General features: G+C 71.6%; 16 protein-coding genes and 1 pseudogene. 14 read left to right on the top strand and 3 right to left on the bottom strand.

Going from position 1 to position 18800, the window contains the following annotated elements:
* The first annotated feature begins 88 nt into the window (after positions 1-88).
* Together ACFYW8_RS18455 and ACFYW8_RS18450 are read left to right on the top strand one after the other, a co-directional pair.
* The gene (locus tag ACFYW8_RS18455) at positions 89-640 is read left to right on the top strand and encodes a TetR/AcrR family transcriptional regulator (protein WP_389075832.1); all 552 of its coding nucleotides are present in this window, start codon (positions 89-91) and stop codon (positions 638-640) included.
* Entirely contained in the window at positions 637-2154 is a 1518-nt protein-coding gene (locus ACFYW8_RS18450; protein ID WP_389075828.1) for an MFS transporter, read from the top strand. Before ACFYW8_RS18455 ends, ACFYW8_RS18450 begins: the two co-directional genes overlap by 4 nt.
* A gap of 170 nt (positions 2155-2324) precedes the next feature.
* Here the strand turns inward: ACFYW8_RS18450 and ACFYW8_RS18445 are convergent, their stop codons facing one another.
* A complete protein-coding gene (locus ACFYW8_RS18445; protein ID WP_365879442.1) occupies positions 2325-2996 on the bottom strand; it encodes a lysophospholipid acyltransferase family protein in 672 nt (223 codons plus the stop codon).
* Positions 2997-3404: 408 nt separating this feature from the next.
* On the opposite strand from ACFYW8_RS18445, the gene ACFYW8_RS18440 reads away from it, so the two are divergent.
* From ACFYW8_RS18440 to ACFYW8_RS18430, 3 genes are all read left to right on the top strand, one after another.
* A complete protein-coding gene (locus tag ACFYW8_RS18440) occupies positions 3405-4568 on the top strand; it encodes a glycerophosphodiester phosphodiesterase (RefSeq protein ID WP_389075825.1) in 1164 nt (387 codons plus the stop codon).
* A 145-nt stretch (positions 4569-4713) separates the two neighbouring features.
* On the top strand, positions 4714-5211 hold the full coding sequence (locus tag ACFYW8_RS18435; RefSeq protein WP_389075822.1) for an RNA polymerase sigma factor: 498 nt from the start codon (positions 4714-4716) through the stop codon (positions 5209-5211).
* 58 nt (positions 5212-5269) lie between these two features.
* Positions 5270-5773 (top strand): GNAT family N-acetyltransferase, encoded by a 504-nt coding sequence (locus tag ACFYW8_RS18430; protein WP_389075818.1) that lies wholly within the window; start codon positions 5270-5272, stop codon positions 5771-5773.
* A gap of 25 nt (positions 5774-5798) precedes the next feature.
* Here the strand turns inward: ACFYW8_RS18430 and ACFYW8_RS18425 are convergent, their stop codons facing one another.
* Positions 5799-6302 (bottom strand): hypothetical protein, encoded by a 504-nt coding sequence (locus tag ACFYW8_RS18425; RefSeq protein WP_389075813.1) that lies wholly within the window; start codon positions 6300-6302, stop codon positions 5799-5801.
* Between the two features lies 1 nt (position 6303).
* Positions 6304-6663 (bottom strand): hypothetical protein, encoded by a 360-nt coding sequence (locus ACFYW8_RS18420; RefSeq protein ID WP_389075809.1) that lies wholly within the window; start codon positions 6661-6663, stop codon positions 6304-6306.
* 73 nt (positions 6664-6736) lie between these two features.
* Between ACFYW8_RS18420 and ACFYW8_RS18415 the strand changes: the two are divergent.
* The 9 genes and pseudogenes from ACFYW8_RS18415 to ACFYW8_RS18375 form a co-directional block, all read left to right on the top strand.
* Positions 6737-6996: pseudogene (locus ACFYW8_RS18415) on the top strand (HAD family hydrolase); the annotation flags it as partial.
* Between the two features lie 318 nt (positions 6997-7314).
* On the top strand, positions 7315-8406 hold the full coding sequence (locus ACFYW8_RS18410) for a methionine ABC transporter ATP-binding protein (RefSeq protein WP_389075805.1): 1092 nt from the start codon (positions 7315-7317) through the stop codon (positions 8404-8406).
* On the top strand, positions 8403-9140 hold the full coding sequence (locus ACFYW8_RS18405; RefSeq protein WP_365879289.1) for a methionine ABC transporter permease: 738 nt from the start codon (positions 8403-8405) through the stop codon (positions 9138-9140). Before ACFYW8_RS18410 ends, ACFYW8_RS18405 begins: the two co-directional genes overlap by 4 nt.
* Before the next feature lie 102 nt (positions 9141-9242).
* Entirely contained in the window at positions 9243-10082 is an 840-nt protein-coding gene (locus ACFYW8_RS18400) for a MetQ/NlpA family ABC transporter substrate-binding protein (RefSeq protein ID WP_389075798.1), read from the top strand.
* A 175-nt stretch (positions 10083-10257) separates the two neighbouring features.
* Positions 10258-10896, top strand: a complete 639-nt coding sequence (locus ACFYW8_RS18395; RefSeq protein ID WP_389075792.1) for a GNAT family N-acetyltransferase — start codon at positions 10258-10260, stop codon at positions 10894-10896.
* Between the two features lie 283 nt (positions 10897-11179).
* Positions 11180-12391 carry a precorrin-6y C5,15-methyltransferase (decarboxylating) subunit CbiE gene (cbiE, locus tag ACFYW8_RS18390; protein WP_389075787.1) on the top strand — a complete coding sequence of 404 codons (1212 nt, stop codon included), beginning with the start codon at positions 11180-11182 and terminating at the stop codon, positions 12389-12391.
* A 345-nt stretch (positions 12392-12736) separates the two neighbouring features.
* On the top strand, positions 12737-16507 hold the full coding sequence (gene cobT / locus ACFYW8_RS18385) for a nicotinate-nucleotide--dimethylbenzimidazole phosphoribosyltransferase (protein ID WP_389075782.1): 3771 nt from the start codon (positions 12737-12739) through the stop codon (positions 16505-16507).
* Positions 16508-16672: 165 nt separating this feature from the next.
* The gene (gene cobA / locus ACFYW8_RS18380) at positions 16673-17905 is read left to right on the top strand and encodes a uroporphyrinogen-III C-methyltransferase (RefSeq protein WP_365879299.1); all 1233 of its coding nucleotides are present in this window, start codon (positions 16673-16675) and stop codon (positions 17903-17905) included.
* A gap of 64 nt (positions 17906-17969) precedes the next feature.
* Complete coding sequence (locus ACFYW8_RS18375) at positions 17970-18788, top strand: TrmH family RNA methyltransferase (RefSeq protein WP_389075779.1); 819 nt, start codon at positions 17970-17972, stop codon at positions 18786-18788.
* Positions 18789-18800 lie beyond the last annotated feature (12 nt).

Below are 18800 nucleotides of genomic sequence, written 5' to 3'. Positions count from 1 at the left end.
CGTCTTGAGAACCCCTTCAACAGTACGGGCGTGAGACACGCACGCCCCTTTTGAGACATTGTTGTCTCATCTGCAGTATGGTTGTCTCATGGCTGTCGACCGTGACCACGTGCTGCGCAGCGCAGCCGCCCTGCTCACCCGGAAATCCACCGCGACCATGGACGAGGTCGCCAAGGCCGCCGGGATCAGCCGGGCCACACTGCACCGTCAGTTCGCCGGCCGCGACGCGCTCGTACGCGCGCTGGAGGCGCTCGGCATCGAGGAGTGCGAGGCCGCTCTGGACGCGGCCCGCCTCGACGAAGGCACCGCCCAGGAAGCCGTGCGCCGCCTGGTGAGGGAGCTGGAGAAGGTGGCCGGACTGCTCGCCTTCCTCTACACGGAGAACCAGCTCTTCGAAGGTGACGGGCAGCACGAGGGCTGGGCCCGGCTCGACGCCCGGATGGCCGCGCTGTTCCGGCGCGGCCAGCAGAGCGGCGAGTTCCGCATCGACCTCACCCCGGCCTGGCTCACCGAGGCGCTCTACGGGCTGATGGCCTCTGCGGCCTGGGCCGTGGCCGAGGGCCGGGTCGCCGCCAAGGACTTCCACCACATGATCGTCGAGCTGCTGCTCGGCGGCGCGCTCAGGAGAGAGGAACCATGACCAGCACCCTGCAGCCGGCACTCGTGACGGAGGTGCGCAAGCGCCCGGGCCGTTGGCTCGCGCTCTGCGTCCTCGTCCTCGCCGTGCTGCTGGTGGCCGTCGACGCGACCGTCCTCGGCCTCGCGACCCCGTACATCAGTGAGGATCTCAAGCCCTCCGGCACCCAGCTCCTGTGGATCGGTGACGTCTACTCCTTCGTCATCGCCGGTCTGCTCGTCTCCATGGGCAGTCTCGGTGACCGCATCGGCCGCAAGAGGCTGCTGCTCGTCGGCGCGACGGCGTTCGGCCTGATATCCGTGCTCAACGCCTATGCCACGACGCCCGAGTTGATGATCCTGGCGCGGGCGCTGCTCGGTGTCGCGGGCGCGACCCTGATGCCCGCCACCCTCGCCCTGATCCGCAACATCTTCCACGACCCGCGCGAGCGCAGCCTCGCCATCGGCATCTGGGGCGCGACGGCCTCCGCGGGCACGGCGGTCGGTCCCGTCGTCGGCGGCTTCCTCCTCGAACACTTCTGGTGGGGCTCGGTCTTCCTCATCAACCTTCCGGTGATGGTGGTGCTCGTCCTCGTCGGCCGGAAGCTGCTCCCCGAGTCGAAGAGCCCGGACCCCGGACCCTGGGACCTGATCAGCGTCACGCTCTCGCTCGTCGGCGTGATCGGGCTGGTGTACGCGGTGAAGGAGCTCGCCGCGCACGGACCGAGCGGCGAGGCGTTCGCCTCGGGCCTGCTGGGCGCCGGCGCGCTCCTGTGGTTCGTGCGCCGCCAACTGACGCTTCCCGTCCCGCTGCTGGACGTCCGACTGTTCCGCAACCGGGGCTTCTCCGGAGCCGTGCTCGCCGACCTGTTCACCGTGCTCGGGATGTCCGGACTCGTGTTCTTCCTCTCCCAGTATCTGCAACTCGTGCAGGGGCGGGGCCCGTTCGAGGCGGGACTCGCCGAAGTCCCCGCCGCCGTGGGCGCGGTGGCGGCGGGTCTGGTCGCGGGACGGGTCGCGCGGCGGTACTCCGTGCGGACCGTCGTGTCCGCCGGACTCGCCGCGGTGGGCCTCGCGCTCGGCACGCTCACCGCGCTCGACCGGTCCACCGGCTATCCGCTGCTGGGCGCCGCACTGCTGGTCGTCGGCATCGGCGCGGGCTTCTCGTTCACCGTCACCGCCGACGTCATCCTCTCCGCCGTGCCCAAGGACCAGGCGGGCGCCGCGTCCGCCGTCTCCGAGACGGCGTACGAACTCGGCGCGGCTCTCGGCATCGCCCTGCTCGGCTCCGTCGTGACCGGCGTCTACGCGGGCTTCACCGGCCCCGCGGGCACCCCGGCCGAGGCGCACGACTCGCTGGGCGGCGCGATGGAGGCCGCCGGGAGTCTGCCCGAGCACACCGCCGAGACCATGCTCACAGCGGCCAGGGAGTCCTTCGTGGACGGCCTGGCGCTCGCCTCCGGCGCGGGCGCGGCTGTCCTGCTCGCCACGGCGGTGGCGGCGTGGTTCCTGCTGCGCGGCCAGAAACTGGAGACGTAGGAACGCCGTTCGGACGCTCCGGGCCCCGGCCGGGGCCCGGCACGGTCCGCCGATCGGCCGGGGTCGCAAAAGGGGTGGCCCCGATCGGTGATCGCCGATCGGGGCCACCCCTGTGCGATGTCGCGGGACCCGGCGAAGAGCCGGGTGCCCTTCGGCGCGTGGCCGAGGTGCTAGGCGGCCTTCGCCTTGGTGGCGTACATGTCGACGTACTCCTGGCCGGAGAGCCGCATGACCTCGGTCATCACGGAGTCGGTCACGGCGCGCAGCACGTACCGGTCGCGGTCCATGCCCTCGTAGCGCGAGAACTCCATGGCGGGACCGAAGCGGACGGTGACCTTGCCCGGCCGCGGGATGCCCGCGCCGCCCGGCTGGAGCTTGTCCGTGCCGATCATCGCGAACGGGACGACCGGGGAGCCGGTCATCATGGTGAGCCGGGCGATGCCGGTGCGGCCGCGGTACAGACGGCCGTCGGGGGAGCGGGTGCCCTCGGGGTAGATCCCGAAGACCTTGCCCTCCTCCAGGACGCGGCGGCCGGTCATCAGCGCGGCCACGCCACCGTTGGCGCCGTCCCGGTCCACCGGGATCATGCCGACGCCGGTGAAGAACCACGCCATCAGGCGGCCCTTGAGGCCCTTGCCCGTGACGTACTCGTCCTTGCCGATGAAGAGCACCTGCCGGTCGCAGACCAGCGGAAGGATCATCGAGTCGATGAACGTGAGGTGGTTGCCGGCCAGGATCACCGGGCCCTCGCCCGGGATGTGCTCCACGCCTTCCACCTGTGGGCGGAACATCAGGCGCATGATCGGTCCGAGCACTGCCTTGATGAGCGCGAAGCGGGACAACAGGCCCTCCGGTGTCAAGGGATCGGTATGGAGTATGTGCAGGTGAGGACGATACTCGCGGTTCCCGGATGATTGCACATCCGGTTCACCGACTGGATACGCACTGTTGACCTACGTTTACCTGCGGTTGCGTGCCTGTGAGCGGCGGACGCGGGGGCGAGTCGATGTGACGGACATCGCGCGCCGTACCGGCGAACGGGTGATCCCGCCATGAATCGCCGCCCGGTCGCCGTAGTCCCACGCCTACCCCCGACCGCCCGGCCGATGCCGACGGACCGTCAGGTTCCGCATCCCGTACGACATCCGGCGTCGCCCACTGTTCCGCCGCGGGCCTCCCTCCCGTCACACGGGGGCCCCTACGATCGTCCCGCTTCGACAGGCGGGGCACCTACGGCGGGAGGAGCGCTCATGGGGGCGCAGGAGTCGAACGGTCAGGAGCGGGGCACGGCACGGCGGGCGCTGCTCGGAGCGGCGGTGCTCGGGGCGGGCGGAGCGGTCCTCGGCCTGCCCGGCGCGGCGGCGGCGGACGAACGCCACGGGGGCGGCGGCTACCGGAGCCTGCCCAGACCGACCGTGATCGGACACCGGGGAGCCAGCGGCTACCGGCCGGAGCACACCTTCGGCTCGTACCGGCTGGCCCTCGACCTGGGCGCCGACGTCGTCGAGGCCGGTGACCTGGTGCCCACCAGGGACGGCCACCTCGTATGCCGTCACGAGCCGGAAATCGGCGGGACCACGGATGTCTCGGCGCACCCCGAGTTCGCCGCCCGCAGGACCACCAAGACGCTCGACGGGGTTCCCACCACCGGCTGGTTCACCGAGGACTTCACCCTCGCCGAGCTCAAGACCCTGCGCGCCGTCGAACGCATCCCCGCCAACCGCCCGCACAACACCCTCTACGACGGCCGCTGGGAGATCCCCACCTTCGAAGAGGTGCTCCGCTGGCAGGACGAGCAGACCCGCAAGCGCGGCAAGCAGGTCTGGATCTACCCCGAGACCAAGCACCCCACCTACTTCCGGGCGCTCGGCCTCGGTCTGGAGGAGCGGGTCGCCAAACTGCTGCGCAAGTACGGCAAGGACAAGAAGGACTCGCCGGTCATCCTGCAGTCCTTCGAGCCGAGCAGCATCCAGCGCCTGGACAAGCTCGTCGGCAACCCGCTCGTCGTCCTGCTGTCCGCCGCGAACAGCCGTCCCTGGGACTTCGTCGCGGCGGGCGACCCCCGCACGGTCGCCGACCTCGTCACACCCGAGGGCCTGAAGTGGATCGCCTCGTACGCCCAGGGCATCGGTCCCACCCTCGACCTGGTCATCCCGAAGGACGCGGACGGCAACCTCACCAGTGCGACCACGCTGGTAGCCGACGCGCACCACGCGGGCCTGATCCTGCACCCGTACACCATGCGCAACGAGAACCCCTTCCTGCCCACGGGCTTCCGCAAGGGCACCGCCGTGGACGCCTACGGGGACCCCTTCGGCGCCTTCAAGGTCTACTTCGAGACGGGCATCGACGGCGTCTTCTCCGACAACGCGGACACCGCGGTGCTGGCCCGCGCGGACTTCCTCAAGGGATGACCGCGCCTCACCGGACCGTCGACGCACGCGTCCGAGGAGCGAGACAGGTGTCCGTATCCGTCAACACGTGACCAGGCCACCCCGGATGGGATGAGAACCGGCCGCCCCGGCAACCTCTCGCCGGGGCGGCCGCGTCGTGCCGCACATGACCCACGAGCTGGTTTCCACGCTGCGGCCGCTGCTCGCCGCCGAGGCATCCGCGGAGGCCCACGCCTCCGGCGCCGAGCGGAACGACCTGGAACAGGCCGTCTGGCTGCGCCTGCTGGAGCGCCTGGACACGACAGGGCCACCCGTCGACCCGCAGGGCTGGGTGCGCCGGGCCGTGCGCTCCGAGGCCCGCCGCAGCCGTCGCACGGCACGCGTCGAGCGGCCGTACGCCACCGAGCCCGCGGACGACGACGGCGGTCCCGGCCCCGAACAGCGGGCGATGGCCGCCGCCCGCCGTCGCGAACTGCACGACGCCGTGCGCCGGCTGCCCGGCCGCTGCCCGCGCCTGATGGCCGCCCTGCTCTCCCCGGAAGACCTCACCTACCGGGAGATCGCGGATGAGTTGGGTATCTCACAGGGCAGTCTCGGTCCGGAACGTTCCAGATGTCTTGGATGTCTGCGTCGATTGCTGACGACGGAGGTTGCGGCTCGCTGACGACGGGGATAGGAGTGGGGGACGACCGGTGGAACAGGTGAGCGGGAGGCATGCACACATGGGCATGAGCGTGACCATCTCGGCGGCGACCGAGCAGGATGCGGAACAGATCCTGAAGCTGCAGTACCTCTGCTATCAGAGCGAGGCCGAGCTGTACGGCGACTACGGCATCGAGCCGCTCACGCAGCCGCTCGACTCGCTCAGGGCGGAACTGGCGGGCGGCACCGTACTGGTGGCCCGGCTCGGCGACGAGGTGGTGGCCTCGGTGCGCGGCGCCGTCGACGCCGACGGCACGGCCCGCATCAACAAACTCATCGTGCATCCGCGCATGCAGCGGCACGGACTCGGCGGACGCCTGCTCGACGCCATCGAGACCCGTCTCGGCGCCGGTGGAACCGCCAAGTCCTTCGAGCTGTTCACCGGCCACCGCAGCGAGCGCAACCTGCGCCTCTACCTCAAGCACGGCTACGCGCCCGTCTCGCGGGAACAGGTCGGCGAGCGCATGACGCTGGTCACCCTGGCCAAGGGCGCCGACACCGGCGCGTACGCCGCCAGCGCCTGAGCGCGGCCGGCTTCGGCGGCAGTCGTCAGTCGGCGGTCGTACGCGCTTTGCGCAGCCAATACATCGCCGACAACGGCAGCAGGACCGGGATGAAGAGATAGCCCATGCCGTAGTCCGACCACACCGTCGCGTCGGGGAAGGCGGACGGCTCGACGACTGTCCAGGTCCCGACGATCAGAACGCCCGCGAGCTCGGCGGCGCAGCACACCAGCGCCGCCCTGCGCGCCGTCTCACCGCCGCGCACGAGCGAATACGTGATGAATCCGTAGACGAGACCGGCGACCGCGGAGAGCGAGTAGGCCAGCGGTGCCTTGTCGAACTGCGTGGAGATCTGCACGGCCGACCGCGAGACGGCGCCGACCACCATCACTCCGTACAGCCACAGCAGCAGGATGCCGGGGCCGCTGATGAGCCGGGTGCGCTTCTGGTCGGCGGACCCCGCCGACGGCTTCCCGCCCCGCTCGTCGCGTTCGTCGCGCTCGTCCTGCTCATCGCGAGGCACGCTCGTGTTCTCCTCAGTGGCCGTCATCTCAGCCTCCCCAGATGTCGTAGAGCCGTACTTCGAGCACGGCGAGGACGACGCCGCCGGCCGCCACCGTGGCCGAACCCCAGCGAGTGCGCTCCGCCAGTGACATGAACCCCGCGGCGGGAACGCACGCGAAGGCGCCGATCAGATACGCCACGAAGATCGTCGTGCCCTGCTCCGGTTTCTCGCCGCGCGCCAGCTGGACGACGCCGACCACCAGCTGGACCAGGGCGAGCACGGTCACCACGGCCATGCCGATGAAGTGCCAGTCCTTGGTGGGCTGATCGCGGTGGGCGGCCCAGCCGCACCAGGCGGCGAGCGCGAGCGCGGCGACGGCCGTCGCGACCGTCAGGGCAACAAACATGCCGTGACCCTATTACGGGCCAAAAGACCTGATGCGCTCGCCCCCGGGCTGCCCCCGCGGGGACGAGGGCGGGATCACCGCCGACGACATCACCCGGGGCAGGCCCGACCCCGGGCCCTGTCCGCTCGCCGCCCGTGAGCCGCGCGTCGACCGGGCCGCCGTGTCGACTTCGAGGACGCCCCCGCCGGGCTCCGGGCCGGTCGCTCCGCGGGCGTGGCCACCGTGGCGTCGGCCACAGCACACCAGGCCCAGGAGCTGGACGCGGACCGCGTGGTCGATGACCTCTCCGCCCTGTCGGTACTGGTGACGGACGCCGGAGTGGAGAACTCCGTCCTGGCTGAGCCGCGTCCACCGTTGTCCGCTATTCGGACAACGGTGGCGGCCCCCGGCCCCCGGTCTGCTTTACTTCTTTCCATGACCACGACGAGCAGCAGCATCCTTGCGGCCGAGGCGACCACGACGCCCGGTGCTCGTTGTATGTGTCGAATGTGCGCCTGCTAGAGGGCCCTCGCACCACCGCCTGATCCCGCGCCCCGAAGCGGGACCGTCGCGCCCTGCGTCCGTACCGCCTACGTGACCGGGCTGCCCCGCGCACACGTTCTCCTTCCGGTTCCATCGCCAACGCGAGAACCGTGCCGCGTTCCCGACCGAATGCACCCGTGCCCGGCGCACACCCACGCCCCGCACTCGACAGTGACGGAATTCCCAGTGATCACGACAACGGGCCTCACCAAGGTCTACCGCTCGCGCGGCCGTGAAGTGACCGCCCTCGACGGCGTCGATCTGCATGTCCGCGAAGGCGAGGTGTACGGCGTCATCGGCCAGTCAGGCGCCGGCAAGTCCTCGCTCATCCGCTGCGTCAACCTCCTGGAGCGTCCCACCTCCGGCACGGTCACCGTCGCCGGCCAGGACCTCACCGCCCTCGCCGGGCGCGGCCCGCGCGCCGGCCGGGAGCTCCGTCAGGCGCGCAGCCGGATCGGCATGGTCTTCCAGCACTTCAACCTGCTGTCGTCGCGGACGGTCCAGGACAACGTCGAGCTGCCGCTCGAGATCCTCGGCTCTTCGGGGAAGGCGCGCAGCCGCAAGGCGCTCCAACTGCTCGACCTGGTCGGCCTGTCCGACAAGGCCAAGGCGTACCCGGCCCAGCTCTCCGGCGGCCAGAAGCAGCGCGTCGGCATCGCCCGCGCGCTGGCCGGCGACCCGAAGGTGCTGCTCTCCGACGAGGCGACCAGCGCCCTCGACCCGGAGACCACCCGCTCCATCCTCCAGTTGCTGCGCGACCTGAACCGCCAGCTCGGTCTCACCGTCCTGCTCATCACCCACGAGATGGACGTCGTCAAGACGGTCTGCGACTCGGCCGCGCTGATGAACAACGGCCGCATCGTCGAGTCCGGCACCGTCAGCGAACTCCTCGCGACGCCCGGCTCTGAGCTGGCCTCCGCGCTCTTCCCGGTCAGCGGCGAGGCCTCCGGCGACGACCGCACCGTCATCGACGTCACCTTCCACGGGGAGTCGGCCACCCAGCCCGTCATCTCGCAGCTCTCGCGCACCTACAACATCGACATCTCGATCCTCGGCGCCGCGATGGACACCGTCGCGGGCAAGCAGGTCGGCCGGATGCGGATCGAACTGCCCGGCCGCTACGAGGAGAACGTCGTGCCGATCGGCTTCCTGCGCGAGCAGGGCCTGCAGATCGACATCCAGGGCCAGGAGCCCGTTCTGGTGAAGGAAGGTGCCCTGTGACCTGGTCGGAGATGCAGCCACTGCTGTCCCAGGCGTGTTGGGACACGCTCTACATGGTCGGCTGGTCCACGCTCATCGCGATCGTCGGCGGTCTGCCGCTCGGCATCCTGCTCGTCCTCACCGACCGCGGCGGACTCCTGCAGAACGTGGTCGTGAACAAGGCCGTCGGGCAGGTCGTGAACGTCGCCCGCTCGCTGCCCTTCATCATCCTGATGGTCGCGCTGATGAGCTTCACGCGCACGATCACGGGAACGACCATCGGGCGCGACGCGGCGATCGTGCCGCTCGCCGTCGGCGCGATCCCGTTCTTCGCGCGGCTGGTCGAGACCTCGGTCCGCGAAGTGGACGGCGGGCTCGTCGAGGCCGTGCAGGCGATGGGCGGCAACACCTGGACCGTCGTACGCCGCGTCCTCGTACCCGAGTCGCTGCCGTCGCTGATCTCCTCCGCGACCACCACGGTCGTCGCCCTCATCGGCTACTCGGCGATGGCCGGCACCGTCGGCGCCGGCGGGCTCGGCGACATCGCGATCCGCTACGGCTACCAGCGGTTCGAGACCGGAATGATGTGGATCACGGTCGCCATCCTGGCCGTCGCCATCTCGCTCATCCAGTTCGCCGGCGACTACGCGGCCCGCGGCCTGCACCGCCGCGGCGGGCGATCCGGCTCCACCCCGAAGCTGCGGTTCCTGAAGTCCGGGGAGCCCGTCGGCACGGAGGTCGGCAAGGCCGCCTGAAAACCTCCGGCGGCCTTCCCCAGGTCCCCCGGCCCTCCCTCCCGCAGATTTCCCCGTTCACCCATGACGGGGCAGCTCCGCCCAAAAGGAAAGGCACTTTTCGTGCGTAACACCGCCAAGATCACCACCGCTGTCCTCGCCGCCGGAGCCCTCACCCTCGGGCTCTCCGCCTGCGGCTCGGGCAAGGACTCGGCCTCCTCCTCGGCCGACACGAGCGGCCCGCTCGTCGTCGCCGCCAGCCCGGTCCCGCACGCCGAGATCCTCAACTACATCAAGGACCACCTGGCGAAGAAGGCGGGCCTCGACCTGGAGGTCAAGGAGTTCCAGGACTACATCGTGCCGAACACGGCGACCGAGGACGGCTCGGTGGACGCCAACTACTTCCAGAACCAGCCGTACCTGGACGACTTCAACCAGAAGCGCGGCACGCACATAGTGCCCGTCGTCACGGTGCACCTGGAGCCGCTCGGCCTCTACTCCCACAAGGTGAAGAGCGCCGACGCCCTGAAGAGCGGAGCGACCGTCGCGGTCCCGAACGACGCGGTCAACGAGGCGCGTGCCCTGAAGCTGCTCGCGTCCAACGGGCTCATCACCCTCAAGGACGACGCCGGCAGCACGGCGACCCCGCAGGACATCTCGAAGAACCCGAAGAACCTCAAGTTCAAGGAGATCGAGGCGGCGCAGACCCCGCGCTCCCTGGACGACGTGGACGCGGCGGTCATCAACGGCAACTACGCCATCGCCGCCGACCTCAAGCCCGCCAAGGACGCCCTCGTCCTGGAGTCGGCGACGAACAACCCGTACGGCAACTTCCTCGCCGTCAAGAAGGGCAACGAGAACGACCCGCGCGTGAAGAAGCTCGCGAAGCTCCTCACCTCGCCCGAGGTCAAGAAGTTCATCGAGGACAAGTACGCCGGCTCCGTCATCCCGTCCTTCAAGTAGGCCTGGAACGGGACCGCTCACGACCGGCGGCCGCCCTCGTCACCGCACGGGGTCCACTCCATTACCCGGAGTGGACCCCGTTGTGCCGTTCGGTGGTTTCATGCTGCATGCTGGGCAGTTCAGCGGACCCGACGGTATATCAGGTCCGAAGTCCCCGACGGTTACGGAGCGTCGCATGACGAGCACCTTCCCCGACATCTCCATCAGCACGGAGCGGTTGGTCCTGCGTGCGCTCGACGAGGACGACGTCTCCCCGCTGGCCGAGATGATGAACGACGAGATGGTGGCGGCCTGGACGTCGATCCCGCAGCCGTTCACCGAGGACGGTGCCCGCGACTGGATCACCGACTACGCGCCCACGGAACGCACGGAGGGACGTGGGCTCGACCTCGCCGTCACCGAGTTCCTCACCCAGCGTCTGGTCGGCATCATCCAGCTCGGCAAGACGAACTGGCGCGTTCGCTCCACCGAGCTCTCCTACATCATCGCCCCCTGGGCGCGCGGCGAGGGCTACGCGTCCGAAGCCGCGCTCGCCACCGCCCGATGGCTGTTCCGCGACCAGAAGTTCGAGCGCATCGAACTGCGCACGGCCGCCGGCAACACCGCCTCGCAGCAGGTCGCCCAGAAGATCGGCTGCATCAGCGAGGGCGTGCTGCGCAACGCCTGCATAGCGCGCACCCGGACAGAGGACGGCGCCTGGGTCGATCTGCGCACCGACTTCATCGTATGGAGTCTGGTGCCGGAGGACCTCGAGGGCATGGGCGGGCGCTTCGCCGACACCGGCGGCTTCACGTCCTTCAACGACTGGGCCTGAGCGGCCGGGCAGTCGTACGGCATTCCACGCGCCGTGCCCTCACCGGCGTACGCAGCGGAACGGTCGCGGTGAGTCATGTACGGTCGCGTCGAGTCACATGGGTGTACGGGAGTCGGCTCACCGGACCCCGGTCCGCCGGATCGGACGGGTGACCCGGACGCGGCCGGACCGCTTCCGCACCACGCCGACCGGCACGGCATCGCCCGGCCGCACCAGGTACCCTCACGGAGCCCGCCCGGGCTGCACCTGACGACCTGCGAAGACCTTCTGGAGACTGACGACGATGGCCGACCGGGTCACGGTGATCGGCTGGGACGGCTCGCCGCCGACCGTCGCGGCGCGCTCCGCTCTCGGTGCCGCCACGCTGGTGGCCGGCGCGGCCCACCATCTCGCGCTCCCCGAAGTGCCCGAGGGCGCCGAACGCGTTCGGCTCGGCAGTGTCGCCCTCGCCGCCCGCCGGATCGCGAGCCACCGCGGCACCGCCGTCGTCCTCGCCGACGGGGACCCCGGATTCTTCGGCGTCGTACGCACCCTGCGCGCACCGGAGTTCGGCCTGGAGGTCGAAGTCGTGCCCGCCGTCTCCTCGGTGGCCGCCGCCTTCGCCCGCGCCGGAATGCCCTGGGACGATGCACAGGTGGTCGTCGCACACAGCCGCACCCTGCGACGCGCGGTGAATGTGTGTCGAGCCCACACCAAGGTCGCTGTGCTCACCTCGCCTGGCGCCGGACCCGCCGAACTCGGGCTGCTTCTCGAAGGAGTGCACCGCACCTTCGTCATCTGTGAGGAACTCGGCACCACCCGTGAACAGGTCACGATCCTGACCTCCGACAAGGCGGCCGACCACACCTGGCGCGACCCGAACGTCGTGATCGTCATCGGTGGTTTCGTGGCCGCCGCCGAAGGGGGCGGCTGGATCGCCGGCCGGGAGCCCGGCGGCGGGCCGCGCGGCTGGGCGCTGCCCGCCGGGGCGTACGGCGGCGCACTCGGCGAAGGCGAGTCGGATCTGCTGCGCGCGGCCCAACTCGCCCGGCTGGGACCCCGCGTCGGCGACCTCGTCTGGGACATCGGCGCCGGCAGCGGCGCCTTCGCCACCGAGGCCGCCCGCACCGGTGCCGCCGTCATCGCGGTCGACCGCAGTCCGGGCTCCTGTGCCCGCACCGAGCACTCGGCCCGCCGCTACGGCGTCCAGATGCAGATCGTGCACGGCAGCGCCCCGCACATCCTGGAAGACCTGCCCGAACCCGATGTCGTCCGTGTCGGCGGCGGGGGAGCGGCCGTCGTCTCGGCCGTCGCCGACCGCCGGCCCCAGCGGATCGTCGCGCACGCCGCCACCCGCGACGCCGCCGAACTCATCGGCCGCGATCTGACCGAGCACGGCTATGACGTCGAGTGCGCCCTCATTCAGTCGGTCGAACTCGACACAAGGGCCTGGACGGAGAAGGAGCGGAGCGTCGCGTTCCTGCTCAGCGGCCGTCTGCCGGATCGCGCCCCGTGATCCTGTCGTCCTGCCGCGCGCGGTAGGCTGGCCGATCGTTGTACCGCTCCCGGGGTGTCGGCCTTTCGTAGGCCAATGTCCGGAAAACCCGCCCGTTTTGAGGCGTGTGTGGTACGGCAGAACCGGAGGACGCGCAACGTGGCGCAGTCCACAGCGGCCACTCGCGGATCACGCTGTCGCGAGGGCGGGATGACCGGGACAATGCCAGTTAATGGCTTTGTCGTCTTTGTTGGCCGGTCGTTCGTGCCGCTGGGCACGCACGCTCGTTCTTCACTGTGGGGCGGTCGGTGCGCCGTTCCGGGCGAGCTGGACTTGGAAGCACTAACCGATGGGCGAGGGGTACGCATGACCGACACCGGCCAGGTCCCGGGCGAGGGATTGCCGGAGAACGCAGGCATGGTGGAGCAGCCGGGCGACACCACGCCGGGCGCGTACACCTTCCTCGACCCCTCCGAGAGCCCCGTCGAGGACGACGACCTGCTTCTGATGCCGGGCGCACCCGGTGCCCAGGGTGCCTGGGGCAACGAGGTGCCGCCGCCGGCCCCGATGCCCTTCACCGACGAGCCCGGCCCGCACGAGAGCGACGGACGGGACAGCGGCGCGATCGACCTCACCGCCGTCCGCGCGCCGAGCCCGGCGCCCGTTCCCCAGCCCGCCGCGCAGCCCGTGCCGCCGCGCCGTCCGCTGCACCTCGGCCCGCCCACGCCGGACGGCTCCTCCAGCCCGGTGCGCTCCCTCGCCGACCGCGGACCCGCGGGCTCCCGCACCGGCTCCATGGCCAGCCCCGTCACTCCCCTGCGCCACGCCGGTCCGCCGACCGTCGGTCCCGAGTACCTGGACGTGCCCCGGCTCGGCGAGGCACTGCCGCAGGGCGCCGTGCCGTGGGGGACTCCGTCGGTGGAGGACGAGGCCACGGCTGCAGAAACGGTCGTCCCGGAGGCGGCGCGGATGCCCGGATCCGTGGCGGGCGTGGAGGCCGGACCGCTTCCCGGAGTACCGCAGGCCGCGGAGGCCGAGCAGGCGCCCGGGTTCGTGGCGGCACCCTTCGTCCATGACCCGGCCCCGGCGCACGACGCGGCCCAGCCGCCGATGCCGGGGGCCGACGAGGCGTCGCTCCACCCGCAGAACCAGGAGAGCGGGCAGGCATCCGAGGCCGCCGCGTCCGCGACGGACGGCTCGATCGCCCTCCAGGTCCTCGACGCCTCGCAGTTCCTCGACGCCCCGCAGTTCCTCGACGCCCCGCACGCCCTCGACGCTCCGGACGCCACCGACGTCGCCGGACAGCCCGCCGGTGACGCGGAGACGTCCGCGCACGAGACCGCACCGGCGCAGATCCTTGAGGACTCCGGGCATGTCGTGCCCGTGGAGCACCTCGCCCCCGCCGAGGACGACCTCGCCGCCGCACCGGTCCCGTCGCAGGCCCCCGGCCAGGACGCGTACGGAACCGAGCCGTCCGGGCCCGGAGCCCAGCACGCCGGGTTCGCCGAGCCCGGCGTCCACATGCCGGAGCCGGCTGTCCAATTCGCGGACGAGGAGTCCCTGCCGGGGACCGAGCACTCCGTCGGTGCCGCGGCCCCGCACGCTTTCGAGGCCCCCGAGTCCGCGCTGTCGGCGCTCTCCGCGCGCTCGGCGGAAGCCTCGCAGGGCGGGCAGGAGGCCGGCCTCGAAGAGTTCCCGGCCCAGCAGTTCGACGACCGGCCCGCGTTCGCCGAGAACGGTGCCGCCCACTCCGAGGACGCCGCGTACTCCCACGACGGCGTCGCCTTCTCCGGTCCGGGCACCACCGAGGCCCCGCACGGCGTCCCGGTGGGCGTGGCAGCGCACACGGAGGCCGCCCACCCCGCCACGGGCCACTCCCACGGCGACCAGCACCACCCGGCCCACGGGGACCAGCTCCACCCGGCCCACGGGGACCAGCACTACGCGAGTGCCCTGGACACGGCGGGTGCCCCCGGATTCCCGGGCGCGCCTCTCGTGCCCCAGACCGACCAGAGCCTCGGCCGGTTCGTGCTCGTCGAGGGCACGGTGCCGACGGTCCCGCACCAGGCCGCGACCCCGCCGCACGGCATGACCGTGCCGTCGCCCGTCGAGGAGCAGCCGCAGGCCCAGGAGTCCGCGCAGGCCGCGGCCGTCATGGCACCCGCCCCGGCCGAGGAGATCGCCGGGCCGGCGGCGGAGCCGGTCGCCCAGGCGCCCGTGCCCGCCCCCCGGGAAGCGGAGGCCGTGCCCGAGGACGTGCCCGAGGCCGTGTCCGTCCCCGTGACGGAACCGCTCGCCGCGGAGCCGGAACCCGTAGCCGCACAGCAAGCGGAGGACCTGCACACGCAGGCCGCCGACCAGGAAGAGAGCACGGCCGTGGTGGAAGACGAACGAGAGTCCACCGGTCCGGCGGCCCCCGGCTACGACGACGCCGAACGCGAGGCGGTCCTGCGCGTTATCCGCGAGCGCCGTGACATCCGCAACGGCTTCCGCAACGACCCGATCCCGCACGATGTGCTGCTGCGCGTCCTTGAGGCGGCGCACACCGCGCCGTCCGTCGGCCACTCCCAGCCCTGGGACTTCGTCGTCATCCGCTCCGCCGAGACCCGGCGCAGCATGCACGAACTCGCCCAGCGCCAGCGCGAGGCCTACGCCCAGTCGCTTCCCAAGGGCCGGGCGAAGCAGTTCAAGGAAATGAAGATCGAGGCCATCCTCGACACCCCGGTGAACGTCGTCGTCACCGCCGACCCGACCCGCGGCGGACGCCACACCCTCGGTCGGCACACCCAGCCGCAGATGGCCCCGTACTCCGCCGCGCTCGCCGTGGAGAACTTCTGGCTCGCCGCCCGCGCCGAGGGTCTCGGCGTCGGCTGGGTCAGCTTCTTCGACGAGCGTGAGATGGTCCGCGCCCTGGGCCTGCCCGACCACCTGGAGGTCGTCGCCTACCTGTGCGTCGGGTACGTCGACGAGTTCCCTGAGGAACCCGAGCTGATGCAGGCCGGCTGGTCCAAGCGCCGCCCCCTGTCCTGGGTCGTGCACGAGGAGACGTACGGCCGCCGTGCCCTGCCCGGCGAGGAGCCGCACGACCTGCTCGCCGAGACGGTCTCCAACATCCGCCCGCTGGACGCCAAGGCGCTCGGTGAGGCGTGGGAGCGCCAGAAGAGGATGACCAAGCCCGCGGGCGCCCTCGGCATGCTGGAGATCATCTCCGCGCAGCTGTCGGGCCTGTCCCGGATGTGCCCGCCGCCGATCCCGGAGCCCGCCGCCGTCGCGATCTTCGCGGGCGACCACGGCGTCCACGCGCAGGGCGTCACGCCCTGGCCGCAGGAGGTCACCGGGCAGATGGTCGCCAACTTCCTGGGCGGCGGCGCGGTCTGCAACGCGTTCGCCAACCAGGTGGGCGCCGAGGTCTGTGTCGTCGACGTGGGTGTCGCCTCCGACCTCCCGGCCACGCCGGGCCTGCTGCCGCGAAAGGTCCGCCCGGGCACCGCCGACATGACCATGGGCCCCGCCATGACCCGCGAAGAGGCGATCGCGGCGCTGGAGGTGGGCATCGAGACGGCCCGCGACCTGGTGGCCGCGGGCAACAAGGCGCTGCTGACCGGCGAGATGGGCATCGCCAACACGACCGCGTCGGCGGCCCTGATCTCCGTCTTCACCGGCGCCGACCCCGCCGAGGTGACGGGCCGCGGTACCGGCATCAACGACGAGACCCTGGCCCGCAAGACCGAGGTCGTCCGCCGTGCCATCGACTTCCACCAGCCGGACCCGGCCGACCCGATCGGCGTCCTCGCGGCGATCGGCGGCCTCGAACACGCCGCCATGGTCGGCCTCCTCCTCGGCGGCGCGTCCCTGCGCACGCCGGTGATCCTGGACGGTGTCAGCGCCGGTGCCGCCGCCCTGGTGGCCCGCGCCATCGCCCCCGAGGTCCTCGCCGCCTGCATCGCGGGTCACCGCAGCGCCGAACCCGGTCACGTGGCCGCCCTGAACAAGCTGGGCCTGCGCCCCCTGATCGACCTCGACCTGCGCCTCGGCGAGGGCACCGGTGCCCTCCTGGCCCTCCCCATCGTCCAGAGCGCGGCGCGGGCGATGCACGAGGTCGCGACGTTCGACTCGGCCGGGGTGACCGAGAAGTAGTCCCGACGGCACCGGCGGGTGGGCAGGCGTCCCGAGCTGCCCACCCGGCCCGCCGTAGGCTGGACCCGTGTCCGGGCCCCTGCCGAAGAACTCCACGTCAGGGCCGCTCCAGAGCCGCAGCGCGCCCCCATCGCACCGCCTGCCCTTACGAGGAGCCGCACCTCCATGGCCGAACACCCCGCCTACCCCGTAGGCCTCCGCCTCGCCGGCCGTCGCGTCGTCGTCCTCGGCGGTGGCCAGGTGGCCCAGCGCCGGCTCCCCGCACTCATCGCGGCGGGCGCGGACGTCCACCTCGTGTCACCGGAGGCGACACCGTCCGTCGAGGCGATGGCGGACGCGGGCGAGATCACCTGGACGAGGCGCCCGTACGAGGAGGGCGACCTCGCCGACGCGTGGTACGCGCTCATCGCCACCAGCGACCCGACGGCCAGTGCCGAGGCCTCGGCCGAGGCGGAGCGCCGGCGCGTCTGGTGCGTCCGCTCGGACGACGCCGACGCGGCGACCGCGTGGACCCCGGCCACCGGCCACAGCGAGGGCGTGACCGTCGCCGTCCTCACCACGAACGCCAAGGGCCGCGACCCCCGTCACACCGCCGCCATCCGCGACGCCGTGGTCGAGGGGCTGCGCGACGGCACGCTCGTCGCTCCGCACCACCGCACCCGTACTCCCGGTGTCGCCCTGGTCGGCGGCGGTCCCGGCGACCCCGACCTGATCACGGTCCGCGGCCGCAGGCTGCTCGCCGAGGCCGACGTGGTCATCGCCGACCGCCTCGGCCCCCGCGACCTGCTCGCCGAACTCCCGCCGCACGTCGAGGTGATCGACGCGGCGAAGATCCCGTACGGCCGGTTCATGGCCCAGGAGGCCATCAACAACGCGCTCATCGAGCACGCGAAGCAGGGCAAGTCCGTCGTCCGGCTGAAGGGCGGCGACCCCTTCGTCTTCGGCCGCGGCATGGAGGAGGCACAGGCGCTCGCCGAGGCGGGCATCCCCTGCACGGTCGTCCCCGGCATCTCCAGCTCGATCTCGGTGCCGGGTGCGGCGGGCATCCCGGTCACCCACCGGGGTGTCGCCCACGAATTCACCGTGGTCAGCGGTCATGTCGCCCCCGACGACGAGCGCTCCCTCGTCGACTGGCCCGCCCTCGCCAAGCTGCGCGGCACCATCGTCGTCCTCATGGGCGTCGACAAGATCGGCAGTATCGCCGACACGCTCGTGGCCCACGGCAGGCCGGCCGACACCCCCGTCGCCCTCGTCCAGGAGGGCACGACCGCGGCACAGCGCCGGGTCGACGCCACCCTGGCCACCGTCGCCGAGACCGTCCAGGCCGAGGACGTGCGGCCGCCCGCGGTCGTCGTCATCGGCGAGGTCGTGAACGTCGGCTCCGGACTTCCCGAGTAACCCCGGGTAACCCAACCCGTTCCCAGCCGTTGGCACCACTCCCAGGACAAGGCAGTATCACCCTGTGGCCGATCTCATCACCGTCGAGAACCCCGACGACCCGCGTCTGCGCGACTACACGGGCCTGACCGACGTGGAACTGCGCCGCAAGCGCGAACCCGCGGAGGGCCTGTTCATCGCCGAGGGCGAGAAGGTCATCAGACGGGCCAAGGACGCCGGGTACGAGATGCGTTCGATGCTCCTGTCCGCCAAGTGGGTCGACGTCATGCGCGACGTCATCGACGAGCTCCCGGCACCCGTCTACGCGGTCAGCCCGGAGCTCGCCGAGCAGGTCACCGGCTATCACGTGCACCGGGGCGCGCTCGCCTCGATGCAGCGCAAGCCGCTGCCGACGGCGGACGAACTGCTGAGGTCCACGCGCCGGGTCGTCGTCATGGAGTCGGTCAACGACCACACCAACATCGGCGCCATCTTCCGCTCCGCCGCCGCCCTCGGCATGGACGCGGTGCTGCTCTCCCCGGACTGCGCCGACCCCCTCTACCGCCGCTCGGTGAAGGTCTCGATGGGCGCGGTCTTCTCGGTCCCGTACGCCCGTCTCGACACCTGGCCCAAGGGCCTGGAATCGGTGCGCGACGCCGGCTTCAACCTGCTCGCCCTCACCCCGGACGAGAAGGCCAGGTCCCTCGACGAGGCCGCCCCGCACCGGATGGACCGGGTCGCGCTGATGCTCGGCGCGGAGGGCGACGGTCTGTCCACCCGGGCCCTGATGGCGGCCGACGAATGGGTCCGCATCCCGATGGCCCACGGCGTCGACTCCCTGAACGTCGGCGCGGCGGCCGCGGTCGCCTTCTACGCGGTGGCGACGGGACGCCCGGAGAGCTGAGGGTCACCCCCC

Source organism: Streptomyces sp. NPDC002742, assembly GCF_042888885.1.
GTDB lineage: Bacteria > Actinomycetota > Actinomycetes > Streptomycetales > Streptomycetaceae > Streptomyces.
This window is presented reverse-complemented; position numbering and strand designations above follow the sequence as displayed.

Bases quoted from the DNA above. Each gene is read 5' to 3' on its own strand.
- ACFYW8_RS18410 (WP_389075805.1), top strand. From the start codon at position 7,315: ATGCACCCGTGCCCGGCGCACACCCACGCCCCGCACTCGACAGTGACG.
- ACFYW8_RS18440 (WP_389075825.1), top strand. From the start codon at position 3,405: ATGGGGGCGCAGGAGTCGAACGGTCAGGAGCGGGGCACGGCACGGCGG.
- cobT (WP_389075782.1), top strand. From the start codon at position 12,737: ATGACCGACACCGGCCAGGTCCCGGGCGAGGGATTGCCGGAGAACGCA.
- ACFYW8_RS18425 (WP_389075813.1), bottom strand. From the start codon at position 6,302: ATGACGGCCACTGAGGAGAACACGAGCGTGCCTCGCGATGAGCAGGAC.
- cbiE (WP_389075787.1), top strand. From the start codon at position 11,180: ATGGCCGACCGGGTCACGGTGATCGGCTGGGACGGCTCGCCGCCGACC.
- cobA (WP_365879299.1), top strand. From the start codon at position 16,673: ATGGCCGAACACCCCGCCTACCCCGTAGGCCTCCGCCTCGCCGGCCGT.
- ACFYW8_RS18435 (WP_389075822.1), top strand. From the start codon at position 4,714: ATGACCCACGAGCTGGTTTCCACGCTGCGGCCGCTGCTCGCCGCCGAG.
- ACFYW8_RS18430 (WP_389075818.1), top strand. From the start codon at position 5,270: ATGGGCATGAGCGTGACCATCTCGGCGGCGACCGAGCAGGATGCGGAA.
- ACFYW8_RS18455 (WP_389075832.1), top strand. From the start codon at position 89: ATGGCTGTCGACCGTGACCACGTGCTGCGCAGCGCAGCCGCCCTGCTC.
- ACFYW8_RS18395 (WP_389075792.1), top strand. From the start codon at position 10,258: ATGACGAGCACCTTCCCCGACATCTCCATCAGCACGGAGCGGTTGGTC.
- ACFYW8_RS18450 (WP_389075828.1), top strand. From the start codon at position 637: ATGACCAGCACCCTGCAGCCGGCACTCGTGACGGAGGTGCGCAAGCGC.
- ACFYW8_RS18420 (WP_389075809.1), bottom strand. From the start codon at position 6,663: ATGTTTGTTGCCCTGACGGTCGCGACGGCCGTCGCCGCGCTCGCGCTC.